The sequence below is a fragment of the Dactylosporangium sp. NPDC049140 genome, from assembly GCF_040648435.1.
Map to the genome: position 1 here is coordinate 75,070 of NZ_JBEZDS010000002.1, position 16,446 is coordinate 91,515.

The 16,446-nt window shown below is 70.4% G+C and carries 11 protein-coding genes; 6 read left to right on the top strand and 5 right to left on the bottom strand.

Translation table 11 applies throughout. The features are described 5' to 3' along the window. The first annotated feature begins 107 nt into the window (after positions 1-107). On the top strand, positions 108-1,355 hold the full coding sequence (locus AB0B76_RS04060) for an acyltransferase (RefSeq protein ID WP_360368976.1): 1,248 nt from the start codon (positions 108-110) through the stop codon (positions 1,353-1,355). A 1,058-nt stretch (positions 1,356-2,413) separates the two neighbouring features. Here AB0B76_RS04060 and AB0B76_RS04065 read toward each other — a convergent pair. The 5 genes from AB0B76_RS04065 to AB0B76_RS04085 are packed head-to-tail and all read right to left on the bottom strand — an operon-like array spanning position 2,414 to position 8,021. Then, positions 2,414-3,661, bottom strand: coding sequence for an MFS transporter (locus AB0B76_RS04065; RefSeq protein ID WP_360368979.1), 1,248 nt, complete (start codon positions 3,659-3,661; stop codon positions 2,414-2,416). A 10-nt stretch (positions 3,662-3,671) separates the two neighbouring features. Next, entirely contained in the window at positions 3,672-4,787 is a 1,116-nt protein-coding gene (locus tag AB0B76_RS04070; protein WP_360368982.1) for a DegT/DnrJ/EryC1/StrS family aminotransferase, read from the bottom strand. Further along, positions 4,784-5,950 (bottom strand): DegT/DnrJ/EryC1/StrS family aminotransferase, encoded by a 1,167-nt coding sequence (locus tag AB0B76_RS04075; RefSeq protein ID WP_360368985.1) that lies wholly within the window; start codon positions 5,948-5,950, stop codon positions 4,784-4,786. The genes AB0B76_RS04070 and AB0B76_RS04075 overlap by 4 nt, the downstream gene beginning before the upstream one ends. Further along, entirely contained in the window at positions 5,947-6,951 is a 1,005-nt protein-coding gene (locus AB0B76_RS04080) for an NAD-dependent epimerase/dehydratase family protein (protein ID WP_360368987.1), read from the bottom strand. Before AB0B76_RS04080 ends, AB0B76_RS04075 begins: the two co-directional genes overlap by 4 nt. Further along, the gene (locus AB0B76_RS04085; protein WP_360368990.1) at positions 6,951-8,021 is read right to left on the bottom strand and encodes a Gfo/Idh/MocA family oxidoreductase; all 1,071 of its coding nucleotides are present in this window, start codon (positions 8,019-8,021) and stop codon (positions 6,951-6,953) included. Before AB0B76_RS04085 ends, AB0B76_RS04080 begins: the two co-directional genes overlap by 1 nt. 369 nt (positions 8,022-8,390) lie before the next feature. Here AB0B76_RS04085 and AB0B76_RS04090 point away from each other — a divergent pair, with 369 nt between their 5' ends. The 5 genes from AB0B76_RS04090 (at position 8,391) to AB0B76_RS04110 (ending at position 16,430) form a co-directional block, all read left to right on the top strand. Continuing rightward, complete coding sequence (locus tag AB0B76_RS04090) at positions 8,391-9,632, top strand: hypothetical protein (protein WP_360368993.1); 1,242 nt, start codon at positions 8,391-8,393, stop codon at positions 9,630-9,632. A 234-nt stretch (positions 9,633-9,866) separates the two neighbouring features. Continuing rightward, entirely contained in the window at positions 9,867-10,853 is a 987-nt protein-coding gene (locus tag AB0B76_RS04095; RefSeq protein ID WP_360368995.1) for a thiamine pyrophosphate-dependent dehydrogenase E1 component subunit alpha, read from the top strand. Further along, positions 10,850-11,857, top strand: coding sequence for a transketolase C-terminal domain-containing protein (locus tag AB0B76_RS04100; RefSeq protein ID WP_360368998.1), 1,008 nt, complete (start codon positions 10,850-10,852; stop codon positions 11,855-11,857). The genes AB0B76_RS04095 and AB0B76_RS04100 overlap by 4 nt, the downstream gene beginning before the upstream one ends. A gap of 21 nt (positions 11,858-11,878) precedes the next feature. After that, a complete protein-coding gene (locus AB0B76_RS04105; protein WP_360369001.1) occupies positions 11,879-13,003 on the top strand; it encodes a biotin/lipoyl-containing protein in 1,125 nt (374 codons plus the stop codon). A 235-nt stretch (positions 13,004-13,238) separates the two neighbouring features. Continuing rightward, positions 13,239-16,430, top strand: coding sequence for a DUF4082 domain-containing protein (locus AB0B76_RS04110; RefSeq protein WP_360369004.1), 3,192 nt, complete (start codon positions 13,239-13,241; stop codon positions 16,428-16,430). Positions 16,431-16,446 lie beyond the last annotated feature (16 nt).

The following is a 16,446-nucleotide window of genomic DNA, read 5'->3' on the forward strand; positions in this document are numbered from 1 at the left end:
GGCGGCAATCGTACGTAGTCCCCGCGCCCGGACGGCCCGATGACGCAAATTTGACAACGCGGGAGCACCGGCGGGGCCTGTGGTTAACTCTGCGGGTGTTGCGTCGAATGTGGGCGAGGCGAACGCTGGCCGACGCTTTCTCGCCGAGAGACAACAGCTTCGGCTTCCTCCGGCTCTTCTTCGCCTTCCTGGTCCTGCTGTCGCACACCTATCCGCTGGGTTACGGCCGCGACGACCCCGGGGCCGGCATCACCAACGGCCAGGCCGAACTGGGTGAAATCGGGATCATCGGATTCTTCGTCATTTCCGGCTTCCTCATCACCCGCAGCGGGCTGCGGTTCGGCCTCGGCCGCTTTCTCTGGCACCGGGCCCTGCGGATCCTGCCCGGGTTCTGGGTCTGCCTGGCGTTCACCGCATTCGTCCTCGCGCCGCTGGTCGCGCTGCTGGAGCGCGGCAACCTCCGCGGGTTCTGGTCGCATTCCGACGGCCCGGTGCAATACGTCGTGAAGAACCTGTTCGTGGCGATGCAGCAGTACGGCATCTCGGACCTTCTGCGCGATACCCCATATGCGCACCGGACCGGCGACTCCGTGTTCGACGGCTCGCTGTGGAGCCTGATGTACGAGGTCGGCTGCTATTTCATGATCGGTGGACTGGCCCTCGTCGGCGTGCTCAAGCGCGCCAAGGTCGTGGTGCTGGTCATGGCCACGGCCGGCTTCGCCGTGATGGTGTACGACCTGATCCAGGCCCCGCATGTGCCCGGCCCGCAGGGAATCCACGGCCCGGTGTTCGGGTTTCACGGCCTGGACCGGTACTCGCTCATTTACCTGACGTATCTGTTCCTGCTCGGCGCGGTGTTCGAGCTGTACAAGAACCGCATCGTCATGAACGACGCGGGCGCCGTCCTGGCCGTCGTCGTGGTGCTGGCCACGGTGGAGTTCGGCGGCGTCGACGTGCTCGGCTACCCGGCCTTCGCCTACCTCATCCTGTGGTCCGCCATCCGGCTGCCCAAGTGGCTGCGGGGCATCGGCCGGCGGCAGGACTACTCGTACGGCTTCTACATCTACGCGTTCCCGGTGCAGCAGCTGCTGGTGCTCTTCGGCGTGCCGGACTGGGGCCTGTGGACCTACGCCCTGATCGCCACGGTCGGCACCTTCGCGCTGGCCGTGCCGTCCTGGCACCTCGTCGAGCGCCCCGCGATGCGGCTCAAGGACTGGACCCCGCGGTGGGCTCAGCGGACCACGGCGGGGGACCAGGCGTCGGGGATGAGCACGCGCGAGGCGCCCGAGCCGTCGGCCGCCGCGACCCAGACGTCGCTGGCCGAGGGGCCCTCGCCGGCGCGCGGCAGGCCGTAGACCACCTGGCTGTCGTCGAGCCACTCGATCTGGTCGTCCACGCTGCGCGGCTCGGCCACGGCGGTGGCCTTGCCGGTGGCGATGTCGTAGACGCTGATGCCCCACTGCCCGGCCGGCCGCCCGGCCCGCGTCTTGAACGCGATCCGCTTGCCGTCTGGCGACAGCGACGGGCACTCGGCGTCCTCCCGCACCGCCTCCAGCCGGCTCGCGGACAGTGTGCCGCGCACCAGCCAGGTCTTGCTGCCCGAGGCGGCGGTCGCGTAGAAGTGGTCGTCGTCGGCGAAGGTGACGCCCCACATGTTGCGGTCCTTGGCGTCGATCGCCTTGCCGTTGACGGTGAGGGCGAACTGCTCGATGTTGGTCGTCTGGTGGGTGGCGGTGTTCGTCACCAGCGTCTCGGTCGAGAACTGGCCCGGCGAGGAGTAGTCGTGGCCCGAGACGAACGTCGTGGTGGCGACCAGCGTGCCGTCGCGCGAGAGCCGGGTGCGGCTGGGCACGCCCGACAGAGGCAGGTCCAGGACGGGGGACCAGTCCGGCCCGAGGACCTTGGCCGTGTACGTGGTGACGAGCGACGGCTTCGCGAACAGGCACACCGCCTGGCCCTCCCGGGCGTACACCCGGTCGCAGCTCACCGGCGTCAGCGCGCGCGGGCCGGCCGGCGCGCTGAGCGGCACCTCGGCGACGCGGCCGTAGTTGTCGCCCAGGGCGGTGCTGCGAAAGACGATGTGCGGCTGGCTCTGTACCGCCGACAGGTCCTGCGTGGCCAGCAGCGGCGCGTCCTCGGCCGCCTTGGTCTGGGCCCGGCGCGCGAACACGACGTAGCCAACGGAGCTGAGCACGGCGAGGACGACCACCACACCCAGCGCGATCACTTTGGCGCGTGTGCTCACGCCGTCACCTCCGCAAGCTCCGGCGCCGGCGCGACAACACTGTAACCATGGTGAGCGGCCCCTCCGCTTCGCTCCGGACCGCTCACGCCGTCACCTCCGCAAGCTCCGGCGCCGGCGCGACAACACTGTAACCATGGTGAGCGGCCCCTCCGCTTCGCTCCGGACCGCTCACGCCGTCACCGGGGCCTCTCGGTTGCGCAGGAGCCAAAGGGCCAGGGCGAGCGCGGCGGCGAGCAGCCCGGCCACGAGGTAGAGGGCGTGGGCGCTGCCGAGCAGCAGCCACAGGCTGCCGAACGCCAGCGACGACGCGAACCGGGCCAGCACGACAACGGTCTGGGCCGCCGCGATGCCGCTGCCCCGCGCCTGCGCGTCGACCAGCGGGGTCACCAGCGCCGGCAGCACGCCGTCGGTGGCGGCGTAGTAGGTGCCGATCAGCACCAGCACCAGCACCGTCGCCACCCCGCCGCTGAACGGCCCGGCCGCGAACAGGTAGACGCACAGCAGCGCGACGTGACCGCCCAGGAAGACCTTGGTCCGGCCGATGCGGTCGGCGAGGCGCCCGAACGGGATGGCGAGCAGCAGGTACGCGAGGTTCGTGCCGACGTACAGCAGCGGGAAGTACTTGGCCGCCAGGTGGTCGCGCTGCTGCAGCGACAGGTAGAGGAAGCCGTCGCCGACGGTGAACAGCGCCAGCAGCCCGGCCGCGATCAGCGGGCGGCGCAGCCGGGCCCCGGTCACCTCGCGCAACAGGCTGCCGATGCTCTGGGCCCGGCGCGCGACCTTCGTCCGGTGGTTCGGCACGAACAGCACGATGACGGCCACGCCCACGAAGGCGAACCCGGAGGACACGACCCAGACCGAGTTGTAGTCGCCCGGCACGAGCAGGAGCATCGAGAAGGCGACCAGCGGCCCGATGGCCGCGCCGATGGTGTCGAGCGTGCGGTGCACCCCGAACGCGCGGCCGAGGCCCTTCGGGTCGGACGCGTCGGCGATGATGGCGTCCCGCGGCGCCGTGCGCAGGCCCTTGCCCAGCCGATCCGCGGTCACCACAGCGCTGATCGCGCCGAGGTTGTGCGCGACGAGCATGCCCACGCGGCTCAGGGCGGACAGCCCGTAGCCGACGGTCGCGACCCACTTGGGCTGGTTGGACCGGTCGCCGGCGTAGCCGCCGCCGATGCGCAGCAGCGCGCTGACGCCCTGGTACAGGCCATCGACGAAGCCGTACGCGAGGACGCCCAGGCCCATCTCGGCCGTGAGGTACAGCGGCAGCACCGCGTTGACCATCTCCGAGGAGACGTCGGTGAGCAGGCTGACGATGCCGAGCAGGAACACGGTGGTGGCGACCCGCGGGACCACCCTGGACCGCGACGCCGGGTCCGGCTTGCCGCCCGGACGGTCCCGCAGGGTCAGGTACATCTGGTGCGTCTCACCTTCGTGCGGCCCGCAGCGCCTCCACCACGGCTTCCTGCTGCTGCGGCGTGATCTGCGGGAACAACGGCAGGGTCAGGATCTCCACGGCCGCTCGCTCCGCGTGCGGGAAACTGCCCTTGGCGTACCCCAGGCCGGCGAACGCCGGCGTGAGGTGGATCGGGTACGGATAGTGGATGCCCGCGCCGACGCCGGCGGCGTTGAGCCGGGCCAGCACCTCGTCGCGGCGGGTGGACGTGCCGTCGGCACTGGCCTCCCGCACCACGTAAAGGTGCCACACGTGCTCGTTGCCGTCCAGGGTCACCGGCCGGGTCACGCCGACCCCTTCGAGCAGCTCGTCGTACCGCGCGGCGGCGGCCCGGCGGGCGGCGTTCCAGCCGGCGAGGCGGCTCAGCTTGGCCCGCAGGACCACCGCCTGCAGCGCGTCCAGCCGGCTGTTGACCCCGATCACGTCATGGACGTACTTGGTCAGGCCGCCGTGGCTGCTGATGGTGCGCACCGAGACCGCGAGGGCCTCGTCGGCGGTGACGACCGCGCCGGCGTCGCCGTAGGCGCCCAGGTTCTTGCCGGGGTAGAAGCTCGTCGCGGCGATGCCCTCCGCGCCGGCGCCCGCGCCGAAGCGCGTCGCGCCCTGGCACTGCGCGGCGTCCTCGACGATCACCACGCCGGTGCCGGCCAGGCCGGCCCGCAGCCGCTCGACCGGCGCGAGCTGGCCATAGAGGTGGACCGGGATGACGGCCTTGGTCGCCGGGCCGACGGCGGCCAGCGCCGCGTCGACGTCGATGAGGTAGGTGACCGGGTCGCAGTCGACGAGCACGACCCGCGCGTGCACCCGGGCCACCGCCTCGGCGGTGGCGATGAAGGTGTTCGCGGGCAGGATGACCTCGTCGCCCGGCCCGACGCCGGCCGCGCGCAGCGCGAGCTCCAGCGCGTCCGTGCCGTTGGCGACCCCGACGCAGTGGGCGACGCCGCTGAACTCCGCGTACTCGCGCTCGAAGGCCGTCACCTCCGCGCCGCCGATGAACGCGGTGTCGGCCATGATGCGCTTGAATCCGAGGTCGACGTCTTCGGCGACCTCGGCGTGGGCGGCCTTCAGGTCGACAAGGGGAATCATGAAGCGGTACTCCCAACGGTACGGAACGATCCGGCGAGCTTGCGCAGGACGCCGACGATGTGGTCCTGGTCGTCCTCGGTGAGGGCGTGGTGCAGCGGCAGGATGAGCGAGTCGCGGGTGAGCCGCTCGGTGTTCGGCAGCCCGGCCGGCGGCACGACGTCCTGGTACGCCGGCTCCAGGTGCGAGGCCATGATGCCGCGCCGCGCGGACACCCCGGCCGCGGCGAGCTCGGTCAGCACCTGGTCGCGGGTGACCCCGAACTCGGGGGAGAGCAGGACCCAGAACGACTGGAAGTTGCTCTCGCCGTACGCCGGGTCGCGCACCGCCCACAGCCCGTCGATGCCGGCGAGCAGCTCCTGGTAGCGCGCGGCGAGCTGACGCCGCTGGGCCACCAGGCCGGTGAGCCGGCCGAGCTGCACCAGACCGACCGCGGCCTGGATGTCGGTCATCCGGAAGTTCCAGCCGGTCTCGAGGTAGGCCTCGAGGATCGGCTGCGCGCTCTTGTGCCGGTCCGCGGCGGAGACGTTCATGCCGTGCTCGCGCAGCCGCCGCAGCCGGGCCGCGCGGTCCGCGTCGTCCAGCGTGATCATGCCGCCCTCGCCGGTCGTGATGACCTTGCGCGGGTGGAAGGACCAGGCCGACAGCAGCGAGCCGGCGCCGACCGGCGCCCCGTAGGCGGTGGAGCCGGCGGCGCACGCGGCGTCCTCGACGAGGGGGACGCCCCAGCCGGTCGCGGCCTGGCGCAGCGCCCGGACGTCGAACGGCAGGCCGCCCTGGTGCACCGCGATGATCGCGGCGGTGCGCGCCGTGCGCACCTCGTCCAGCGTCGCCACGGTCACGTTGCCGGTCTCGATGTCCACGTCGGCGAAGATCGGTGTCGCGCCCACGTAGCGGACCGCGTTCGCGGTGGCGATGAACGACAGCGACGGCACGATCACCTCGTCGCCCGGCCCGATGCCGAGCGCGATGAGCGCGAGGTGCAGCGCCGTGGTGCACGAGCTGACGGCCACGCCGTGCTCCGCGCCGACCAGCGCGCTGAAGGAGCGCTCGAACTCGGCGACGCGCGGGCCCTGGGCGACCCACCCGCTGCGGACGGCGTCGGCGGCGGCCTGCGCCTCCTCCTCGCCCAGCTTCGGGATCATCACCGGGATGGTGGCGCTCACTTGGCGTCCCCGGCGGCGCCCTGGTCGGCGAAGCGCTCGGCTCGCCACCACTCGACCAGGCCCTGCAGGCCCTCGTCCAGGCCGATCTGCGACCGGAACCCGATCCCGCCGTCGGCGTGCGAGATGTCGGCCAGGCGCCGCGTGACGCCGTTGACCGCGCGGGCCGGCCCGTGCTCGGGGCTCAGGTCCGACTTCATCACCGCGCTGAGGGCGGCGGCCAGCTCCTTGAGGCTGGTCTCCTCGCCGCTGGCGATGTTGAACACGTCGTCGGTCACGTCGGCCTCGGCGGCGAGAATGTTCGCGCGCGCGATGTCGGCGACGTGGACGAAGTCCATCGTCTGCAGCCCGTCGCCGAGGATCAGCGGCGGGGTGCCCGACTCGATGCGCTCCATCCAGCGGATCAGCACCTCGGTGTAGACGCCGTGGACGTCCATGCGCGGGCCGTACACGTTGAAGTACCGCAGCGCCACGTAGTCCAGCCCGTACATCGCGTGGAAGCTGCGCAGCATGCCCTCGTTGAACGCCTTGGCCGCGCCGTAGAACGTGTCGTTGTTGTACGGGTGGTGCCGCTCGGTGGTCGGGAACTGCTCGGCCAGGCCGTAGACCGACGCCGAGGAGGACGCGACGACCTTCTTCACGCCGGCCGCCTGGGCCGCCTCGAGCACGTTGAACGTGCCGTCGACGAGCACCTCGTTGGCCAGGCGCGGCTCGCTGGCGCACTGGGTGATCCGGATGGCCGCGAGGTGGAAGACGAGGTCGATGCCCTGGCTGAGCTCGTGCACCAGCGCGGCGTCGCGGATGTCGCCCTCGACGATCCGGACCGGGCCGTTGGCGCTCGCCCAGGCCAGGTTGGCCCGGCGGCCCCGGACCAGGTTGTCCAGCACCACGATGTCGGCGGAGCCGCCGCGCACCAGCAGGTCGACGACGTGGGAGCCGATGGTGCCGGCGCCCCCGGTCACCAGGACGCGCGCGCCGCGAATCGGCACAGATGCCTTGCCCATCAGTTTTCAACCTCCAGGGGAACAGCCACTCCGCCGCCGGCGAGGCTACGCGACGCCGCCTCCAGGATCTCCAGCACCCGCAGCCCGGCCCGACCGTCGGTGAGCGACGGAACGCCGGTGTGGATGGCCGAGGCGAACGCGGCCACCATCTGCCCGAGGGCCTCCTTCTCGACCAGCGCGGGCGCGAGCATGTCGCCCGAGCGGTACGAGACCTGCATGTCGCGGCGCTGGTCGGGGGCCAGCTCGTCCGGGGCGGCGACCTCGACGCCCCGGTCGTAGATGGCGATGCGCTGGGTGGGGCTCAGGTCGTCCCAGACCAGCGTCCGCTTCGAGCCGCCGACGAGCGTCGTGCGCACCTTGATCGGCGAGAGCCAGTTGACGTGGATGTGCGCGATGGCGCCGGTGTTGAGCTGCAGCGTGAGATAACCCACGCAGGCGCGGCCGGCGCCGATCGGGTCCGCGCCGTGCGCGCTGACGGTGACCGGCCGGACCCCCTCCGGCAGTACGTAGTCCAGGATGGACAGATCGTGCGGGGCCAGGTCCCAGATTACGTCGATGTCGCGCTGCACCAGGCCGAGGTTGATCCGCACCGAGTCCAGGTAGTGCAGCTCGCCCAGCTCGCCGCTGTGCACGGCCTCGCGAATCCGCGTGACGGCCGGGGTGTAGCAGTACGTGTGGTCGCACATCAGGGCCAGGCCGCGCGCGTCGGCCTCGGCCACCAGCCGGCGACCCTCGGCGACCGTGGCCGCCAGCGGCTTCTCGACCAGGACGTGCTTGTCCGCCTGCAGCGCGGCCAGCGCCACGTCGAGGTGGGTGCCCGCCGGGGTGGCGACGGCGACCGCCTGCACGGCCGGGTCGGCCAGCACGGCGCTCAGGTCCGAGGTGGCCTCGACGGTGGAGTAGCCGCCGAGCACGCGCCGGGCGCGCGCCACGTCGAGGTCACACAGGGCCTGCAGACGGAAGGCCGGCGACGCCATGAAGTTGCGCACGAGGTTCGGGCCCCAGTAGCCGGCCCCAACGACGGCTACGCCGATCGGCTGAGAGTCAACCTGGACGTTTGTTGAATTCACAGATGCTCGATTCGGTCAACAGTCGACATAGGCCGAGAGGCGGACGATTTCTGGCACAACGTGTTGGGCGCGAGGCGCACACAGCAGGGGCAAGCTACCGCCACCGTCAAGCAATGGAACACCACTGACAGAAATCTGGCACAGTGATCCTTTTCCCTGCAACGACCGGTGGCCTGATCATTCGCCGTGAATACTGACGATCGTTGCTGTGCATGGTATCTGTGGCGAGGTCAACGCCGCGGCGCGGGTGCAGCCGGACATGTGTCGCGTGCGCAGGCCCGTGAATGGACATGGATTCGAAGTCGCATACACTGCGACGGGTTTTGGAACTTGAGGCCGCCGAGGCTTGCTTGCCATCCTTAGGGGGACATGGCCATGGTGCACTCGAATAAGGGCAGGCGACTGGGCCGCCGGGGATTGATCCTGATCGCCGCGTCCGGAGTGCTTCTTCTCGCGGGGGCCGGGCTGTGGGTGGTTACCGGCCGCACGTCACCGGCGAAGACCTGCCCCGCGGGGCAGACCGCCGAGCAGTGCGCGGCCCTGACCGGGCAGTCGGGCGACGCGGACACGGCCCTGTCGTCGGCCGATGGTGTCGACCCCGGCAAGGCGGGCCTCGGCAGTGCCAAGCCGTCCGGGAGCGCCTCGGCCGCGAAGCCGGGGGGCGCCGCCGGCGGCGGCAGCAACGGCGGCGGAAAGTATCCGGCCCGGTACTCGGTCGGCGCCCCCGGCGTCGGCAAGTACAAGCAGTCCGATGCGAAGCTTCCGGTGCCGTCCGGATATCAAGAACTGGCGGCGAGTGACGGCCAGAGCAAGGCGTACAACCTGTACACCTGCGGGAACCTCACACTCGATCACAAGTACATCCACGGCTTTATTTACGTCGGTACCGACTGCCACGGCACGGTCAACATCACGAACTCCATCATCGCGCCGCCGCCCGGCTCTACGAATCGCGCGATCCTGGTCAACGCCAACGCTTCGGGCAAACTCACCCTGAACATCACCAACACCACGATTCGCCCCGAGCCGGTCGGCCTGGGACAGAAGAGCGTGCCGCTCAATGACCACGCGATCAATGACTGCGAAACCTGCACGATTCACCTGAACAAGGTCGACGTGGCCAATACCGGCGGGATGTGCCTGTGCGGGCAGAACGTCAAGATTGAGAACAGCTGGCTGCACGACAACTACATCGCCAACCTCACCGACCCTTCGGCGGCGCACACCGGCGGCGTGTTCCCGTACGGCGGCAGCGGCCCGCTGGACATCAGTCACAGCCGGTTGGAGCCCGGGGTCGATGCCTACGCGGGCGCCGAGATCCCCAACTACTGGCAGGCGATCACCGCGGTGCTGTTCACGCAGAGCGCCGGAGGCTCGTCGCTGACCAACTACAGTGTCACCGACAGCTTTATCTCGCTCGGCGCGTACGGTTTCTACGCCCAGGACGGCGTGGGCCTGCGGGTGCGCGGCAACGTCTTCGGCCCGACGCACTGGGGTCACACGGGCGGCTGCGGCGGGGGCTGCAAGGTGACGTATGCGGAATGGGCCGACAACGTGGCCGGATCCATCGACGGAACGCCGTCCGCCGAGGCGGTGCAGCAGCCCAAGTGAGCGCGCTCGAACGGCGCCGCCGGAAGTCGTGCCGCGGCGCCCGAGTGGTGCACACGACAAAACGCGCCGGCGAGTCCGATTCACGACTTGTCCAGGCCGTTTTCTACGCTGAAAGGCCGACCCTTACCGAGCCGGGCGCCGGGTAACGTGACCCGCGGCCGGCCGCCGGTGATGGGGCGCCGGACCCACTCATGCCTCCTACGTTGTCGCGATCGCGCTGAGGAAGGAAAGCCCATGGTGTCGACGGCGCCCCCGCCGACCCGGATCGACCATGCCGGACCCGGGGTCCAGGACCCCGGCTTCGCGGCCGCCCCGGCGACCGACGAGCGGTTGACCGGCCGGCCCGGCGAACCGGACGAGCACCGGCTCTACCGCCGGATGCGGTTCATCCGGCGGTTCGAGGAGACCTTGCTGTCGCTCTTCGAGGAGGGCGCCCTCAACGGCACCACGCACGCCTGCATCGGCCAGGAGGCCGACGCGGTGGCCGTGATGGAGCACCTCGCCGACATCGACCACGTGTTCAGCAACCACCGCTGCCACGGCCACTACCTCGCCCGCACCGGCGACGCGCTGGGCCTGCTCGCCGAGATCATGGGCAAGGAGGCGGGCATGTGCCACGGCATCGGCGGCAGCCAGCACATCTGCGCCCCCGGGTTCAAGTCCAACGGCGTGCAGGGCGGCATCGTCCCGGCGGCCGCGGGCATCGCGATGGCCGGCCAGCTGGACGGCTCCGGCATGGTGAGCGTGGTGTTCATCGGCGACGGCACCCTCGGCGAGGGCGCGGTGTACGAGACGCTGAACATGGCCTCCCTGTGGCGCCTGCCGCTGCTGGTGGTGTGCGAGGACAACCGCTGGGCCCAGAGCACCCCGGTCGAGGCGAACCTCGCCGGCAGCATGGCCGCCCGGTTCGAGGCGTTCGACATCCCGGTCCGCGAGGTCGACAGCACCGACGTGGTGGAGCTGAGCGAGCTCGCCCGCGCCGAGCTCGACGCGGTGCGGGCCGGCGGCGGCCCCCGCGTGCTGCTCATCCACACCTACCGGCTGTGCCACCACTCCAAGAGCGACGACGAGCGTCCCGAGGAGGAGATCGCCGCGCACTGGCTGGTGGAGCCGCTGGTGGTGCACGGCCGCCGGCTCGGCGAGGCCGACCGGCGCGCGATCGACGACGAGGTCGAGACCGCACTGGCCGAGGTGGTCGCGACGGCGAGGGCGCTGCCGTGATCTTCGCCAAGGAGCTGGGCGACGCCCTGCGGACCAGCCTGAGCACCGACCCGCGCGTGGTGGTGCTCGGCGAGGACATCGCCGACCCGTACGGCGGCGCGTTCAAGGTGACCCGCGGTCTCTCGACGGACTTCCCGGCCCGGGTCCGGACCACCCCGATCAGCGAGGGCGCCGTCGCCGGGATCTCGGCCGGGCTCGCGCTGGCGGGCTACCGGCCGATCGCCGAGATCATGTTCGGCGACTTCCTGACGCTCGTGTTCGACCAGGTCGTCAACCACATCGTCAAGTACCAGGCCATGTACGCCGGCCAGGCCACCTGCCCGGTCGTGATCCGGGCGCCCTCGGGCGGCCACCGCGGCTACGGGCCGACGCACAGCCAGAGCCTGGAGAAGCACTTCCTCGGCGTACCGCACCTGCGGGTCGTCGCGGCCTCGCTCTACCACGACCCGAAGACGGTCTTCGCCGACTTCCTGGGCCAGGACAGCCCGGTGCTGTACATCGAGCACAAGCTGCTCTACCCGCAGCACCTCACGCTGCCCAGCGGCGGGATGGTGGGCGACCTGCTCGCCTTCCACGACGCCGGCCCGGGTGCGCTGCCGACGGTCCGGCTCTCCGCCGTGCCGCGCGAGGACTGCTCGATGACCGTGCTCGCGTACGGCTACCAGGCCCTGCTGGCCGCCCGCGTGATCGAGCGGCTGGCCGTCGAGGAGGAGATCTTCGCCGAGCTGCTCGTGCCGGCCCAGATCGCCCCGATGGACTGGGCCCCGGTGGAGCGGTCGGTGCGGGCCACCGGACAGCTCATCACCGTCGAGGAGGGCGCGAGCGGATGGTCCTGGGGGACCGAGGCCGCCGCGGTCATCTCCGAGCGGCTGTTCGGCGCGCTGCGCCGGCCGGTCAACGTGGTCGCCAGCGCTCCCACGGTGATCCCGTCGTCGAAGCGGCAGGAGAGCCGGTTGCTGGTCGGCGAGGAGCAGATCGAGTCGGCCATCCGCGCCGCCGCCTGAGAGCACAAGAGGAGACAGAGCGTGAAGCCAGTCCTGGTTCCGACCAACGACGTCAACAGCGAGCACGGCATCGTCGTGACGTGGTTCGTCGACGACCGCGACAAGGTCGAGGCCGGCGCCCTGCTCGTGGAGGTCGAGACCAGCAAGGCCGTGCTGGAGGTGTACGCCCCCGAGCCGGGCATCCTGCTGCACCTGGCCCGCAAGGGCCAGGAGGTGCCGCTGTCGGAGCCGGTGGCGATGCTCTTCGACGACGCCGCCGGCCTCACCGCGTACTCCGACCGGCTGGCCGCCGAGGCCGACGCCCGCGCCGCCGCTCCGGTGGAGGTCCGGGCCACCGTCAAGGCGGTCGAGCGGGCGCGGGAGCTGGGCGTCGACCTGTCCACGTTCGACGGTTCGCGCCTGATCACGGTCAAGGACGTCGAGGCGGCCGCGGCCGCGCCGGTGACCGTGGACTACACGACGATGCCGGCGGCGCTCGCGACGGAGCCCGGCGTGTCCCGCATCCTCGTCATCGGCGGCGCCCTGGGCGCGACCCAGGTCATCGACATCTTCAGCCAGGTGCCGACCCAGCAGGCGGTGGCGATCCTGGACGACGACCCCGGCCGCTGGGGCGCGGAGGTCGCGGGCGTGCCGATCGTCGGCGGCACCGACCGGCTCGCGGCGCTGTTCGCCGCGGGTGTCTACGATGCGGCAATCATCGCGATCGGCACGTCGGTGGATACCCGGGCCCGGTTCCGCAAGCTCTGCGCGGAGGCGGCGATTCCGCTCGCCAACGCCATCGACCCGACCGCCAAGATCGCCACTGACGTGGTAATCGGTCAGGGCAACATAATCTGCGCGTTCGGTCACCTCGGCACGGGCGTGCGCATGGGGGACAACAATTTCCTGTCCGCGTACAACTCCTTCGACCACCACAGTGTCATCGGCTCGGACAACGCGACCGGACCGAGCTGCGTCTCCTCGGGCAAGGTGACCCTGGGCGACCGGATCCGGCTCGGCACCGGCATCTTCATCGAGCCGAACGTCGTGCTCGGCGACGCTGTACAGGTCGCGTCGGGGGCGGTGATCGTCACGTCGGTACCGGCGAACCACGCCGTCAAGACGAAGGTCGTCACCACCACCGTGGTGCCCCGTCGCTCTTCGTGAAAATGCACGCCCGGACATATCCCAATGGCCCGGGTCGCATAGGCCGTACGGCTGCTTACGGCCGACGTTGATGCGAAGAAATCCGACAGCTGGTCGGCAGCTCACATGCGATAAATTCTTGTCTTTCAGCATGCAGGCCGTAAGCTCCCGAACGAGTCCTGGGGTGCGGGTGCTACGGATGATGACGTCGTTACGGAAATAGGGCGAAGACATGAGGTCTCGGTTCATAACCGGCTTGGCGGCTGCGGTCATCGTCGCAGCAATCGCGTGCGTACCGTCCGCAAGTAATGCGGCGACCCTGGACCCGTGCGGCTCGGGGTCCAATCCGATCGTCTGCGAGAACTCGAAGCCCGGCTCCCCCGTCGAGGACTGGTACTCGGAGAACTCCTGGGGCGACATCGAGGGCTTCACCACCAAGTCGAGCGTGCAGCCGGGCGAGACGCTGCAGGCCAAGGTGACCTCGCCGACCTCGGACTTCCGGGTGTCCATCTACCGGCTCGGGTACTACGGCGGCCTCGGCGCCCGCAAGATGCCGACCTCGCCGACCCAGAGCTTCCCGAAGAAGACCCAGGACCCCTGCCTGCACGACTCCGGCACCGGCCTGGTCGACTGCGGCAACTGGACCACGAACGTCTCCTGGACCGTGCCGTCCGACGCCGTCTCGGGCGTCTACCTGCTGATGCTGGACCAGCTGGACAACAACGGGTTCATGCCCTACCCGTTCGTCGTGGGCAGCAGCTCGAGCCACTCCGACATCCTGGTGCAGACGTCCGACCAGACCTGGCAGGCCTACAACGACTGGGGCGGCCAGAGCCTGTACCAGGGCGGCGGCCCGGCCCTCGACGGCCGCGCCTACAAGGTGAGCTACAACCGGCCGCTGCGCACCGCCGGCGACAACGGCATCTTCTCGACCGAGTTCCCGATGATCCAGTTCCTGGAGCGCAACGGGTACGACGTCAGCTACGCCGCCTCGGTCGACGTGACGAACAGCGCCTCGCTGCTGCTCAACCACAAGGTCTTCATGTCCTCCGGGCATGACGAGTACTGGAACCAGGGCCAGTGGGACCACGTCTCCGCGGCCCGCACCGCCGGGGTCAACCTGGCGTTCTTCAGCGGCAACGAGGTGTTCTGGCGGACCCGCTTCGAGCCGTCCATCGCCAGCGGCGCGGCCGCCGACCGGACGCTCGTCTGCTACAAGTCGACCAAGCTGAGCCAGACGCCGCCCAACGGCACCGCCGACCCGAGCGGTCAGTGGACCGGGACGTGGGCCGACACGGACGGCGCCGGGCACGGCGGCAACAAGCCGCAGAACCAGCTCACCGGCACGCTGTTCTCGGTCAACGGCTACCGGTCGGACGCGATCACGGTGCCGGCGGCGTACAAGGACCTCCGGCTCTGGCGCGGCATCAGCGCCATCAACAACCTGCAGTCGGGCCAGTCGGCCACGCTCACGGCCGGGTCGCTCGGCTACGAGTGGGACTCGGACGCCGAGAACTCGGTCCGCCCGGCGGGCGCCGTCGCGTTCTCCTCGACCACGATCAGCATCACCAACGACACGCTGCTGCTCGACCCGGACCACGGCAACAACTACGGCAACGGCGTCGCGACGCACAGCCTGATGGCCTACCGCGACCAGACGTCGAAGGCGCTGGTGTTCGGGGCCGGCACGGTCCAGTGGGCGTGGGGCCTGAGCACCTTCCACTCGGGGCCGACCAGCACCGAGGACAAGAAGATGCAGCAGGCGACGGTCAACATCCTCGCCGACATGAGCGCGCAGCCGGTGACCCTGATGGCCGGGCTCACCCTGGCCGCCAAGTCCACCGACACGACCGGCCCGACGGTGACGGTCACGTCGCCCGCGGCCAACAGCACCGTGCCGCTGCTGAGCCCGGTCAACGTCACCGGCACCGTCGCCGACAGCGGCGGCGGGCGCGTCGGCCGCGTCGAGATCTCCGTCGACGGCGGCACCACGTGGAAGCCGGCCAACGGGCTGGGCACCTGGAGCTACACCTGGACGCCCACCACGCAGGGCGCGGCCACCATCAAGGTCCGCGCGTCGGACGACAGCCTGAACATCGGGCCGGTCGCGAGCCTGTCGGTGACCGTCGGGGCGCAGCAGTGCCCCTGCACCGCCTTCCCGAGCTCGGCCGAGCCGACGAACGCCGACTCCTTCGACGCCTCGCCGAACGAGCTGGGCGCGAAGTTCCGGGTGCCGGCCGCGAGCCAGGTGCTCGGCGTGAAGTTCTACAAGGCGAGCACCAACACCGGCACCCACGTGGGCAAGCTCTGGAACTCCAGCGGCCAGCTGCTGGCCTCGGGCACGTTCAGCGGTGAGACCGCCACGGGCTGGCAGACGCTGACGTTCGCCAACCCGGTGCCGATCGCCGCGAACACCACGTACATCGTCTCGTACTACACGCCGACCGGGCACTACTCCTACGACAGCGCCTACTTCGCCAACCACGGCGCCGGTCAGACGGCCGTGCAGCTGCTGCAGTCGGGCGTCTCCGGCTCCAACGGCGTCTACAAGTACGGCACCGGCGGCGGCTTCCCGAACCAGAGCTGGAACGACACCAACTACTGGGTCGACGTCGTCATCGACAACCACGCCGGCACCCAGAACCCGCCCACCGTGACGGCGCGCACGCCCGCCGCCAACGCGACGGCGGTCGGCATCAACACCGCGGTGACGGCGACCTTCAGCCAGGACCTCAACCCGTCGGCCATCCAGTTCAGCCTCACCGGGCCGGGCGGCGCGGCGGTTCCGGCCACGGTCGGCTACGACGGCAACAGCCGGGTGGCGACGCTGCAGCCGACCAGCGTGCTGGCCCCGTCCACCGCGTACCAGGCATCGGTGCAGGCCACCGACGCCTGGGGCAACGCGATGACGAGCCCCACGGTCTGGTCGTTCACCACGGGCGGCAGCTCGCAGGTGACCTGCCCGTGCTCGGTCTGGTCCAACGCGGCGGTCCCGGCCAACCCGAGCGCCGGCGAGGTCAACTCGCTGGAGCTGGGCATGCGGTTCACCTCGGCGGTGGACGGCCACATCACCGGCGTCCGGTTCTACAAGAGCGCCGAGAACACCGGCACGCACACCGGGTCGCTGTGGTCCAACACCGGGCAGCAGCTGGCGACGGGCACCTTCACCGGTGAGTCGGCGTCCGGGTGGCAGACCCTGACGTTCGCCACGCCGGTGGCGGTCACCGCCGACACGGTGTACGTCGTCTCGTACCACACCGAGGTCGGTCACTACGCCTACGACGCCGGCTACTTCACGCAGCCGCAGGTGTCCTATCCGCTGACCGCGGTCGCCGACTCGGCGACGGGGCACAACGGACTGTTCCTGCTCAGCAACAACGTCGGTTTCCCGACATCGACCTGGAACTCCAACAACTACTGGGTCGATGTGACGTTCACGACCTCGTGAGACGATGAAATGGCCC

Excerpts from the sequence above, each read along its gene's own strand:
- AB0B76_RS04060 (WP_360368976.1), top strand. The coding sequence starts at position 108 with ATGTGGGCGAGGCGAACGCTGGCCGACGCTTTCTCGCCGAGAGACAAC.
- AB0B76_RS04065 (WP_360368979.1), bottom strand. The coding sequence starts at position 3,661 with ATGTACCTGACCCTGCGGGACCGTCCGGGCGGCAAGCCGGACCCGGCG.
- AB0B76_RS04070 (WP_360368982.1), bottom strand. The coding sequence starts at position 4,787 with ATGATTCCCCTTGTCGACCTGAAGGCCGCCCACGCCGAGGTCGCCGAA.
- AB0B76_RS04080 (WP_360368987.1), bottom strand. The coding sequence starts at position 6,951 with ATGGGCAAGGCATCTGTGCCGATTCGCGGCGCGCGCGTCCTGGTGACC.
- AB0B76_RS04090 (WP_360368993.1), top strand. The coding sequence starts at position 8,391 with ATGGCCATGGTGCACTCGAATAAGGGCAGGCGACTGGGCCGCCGGGGA.
- AB0B76_RS04095 (WP_360368995.1), top strand. The coding sequence starts at position 9,867 with ATGGTGTCGACGGCGCCCCCGCCGACCCGGATCGACCATGCCGGACCC.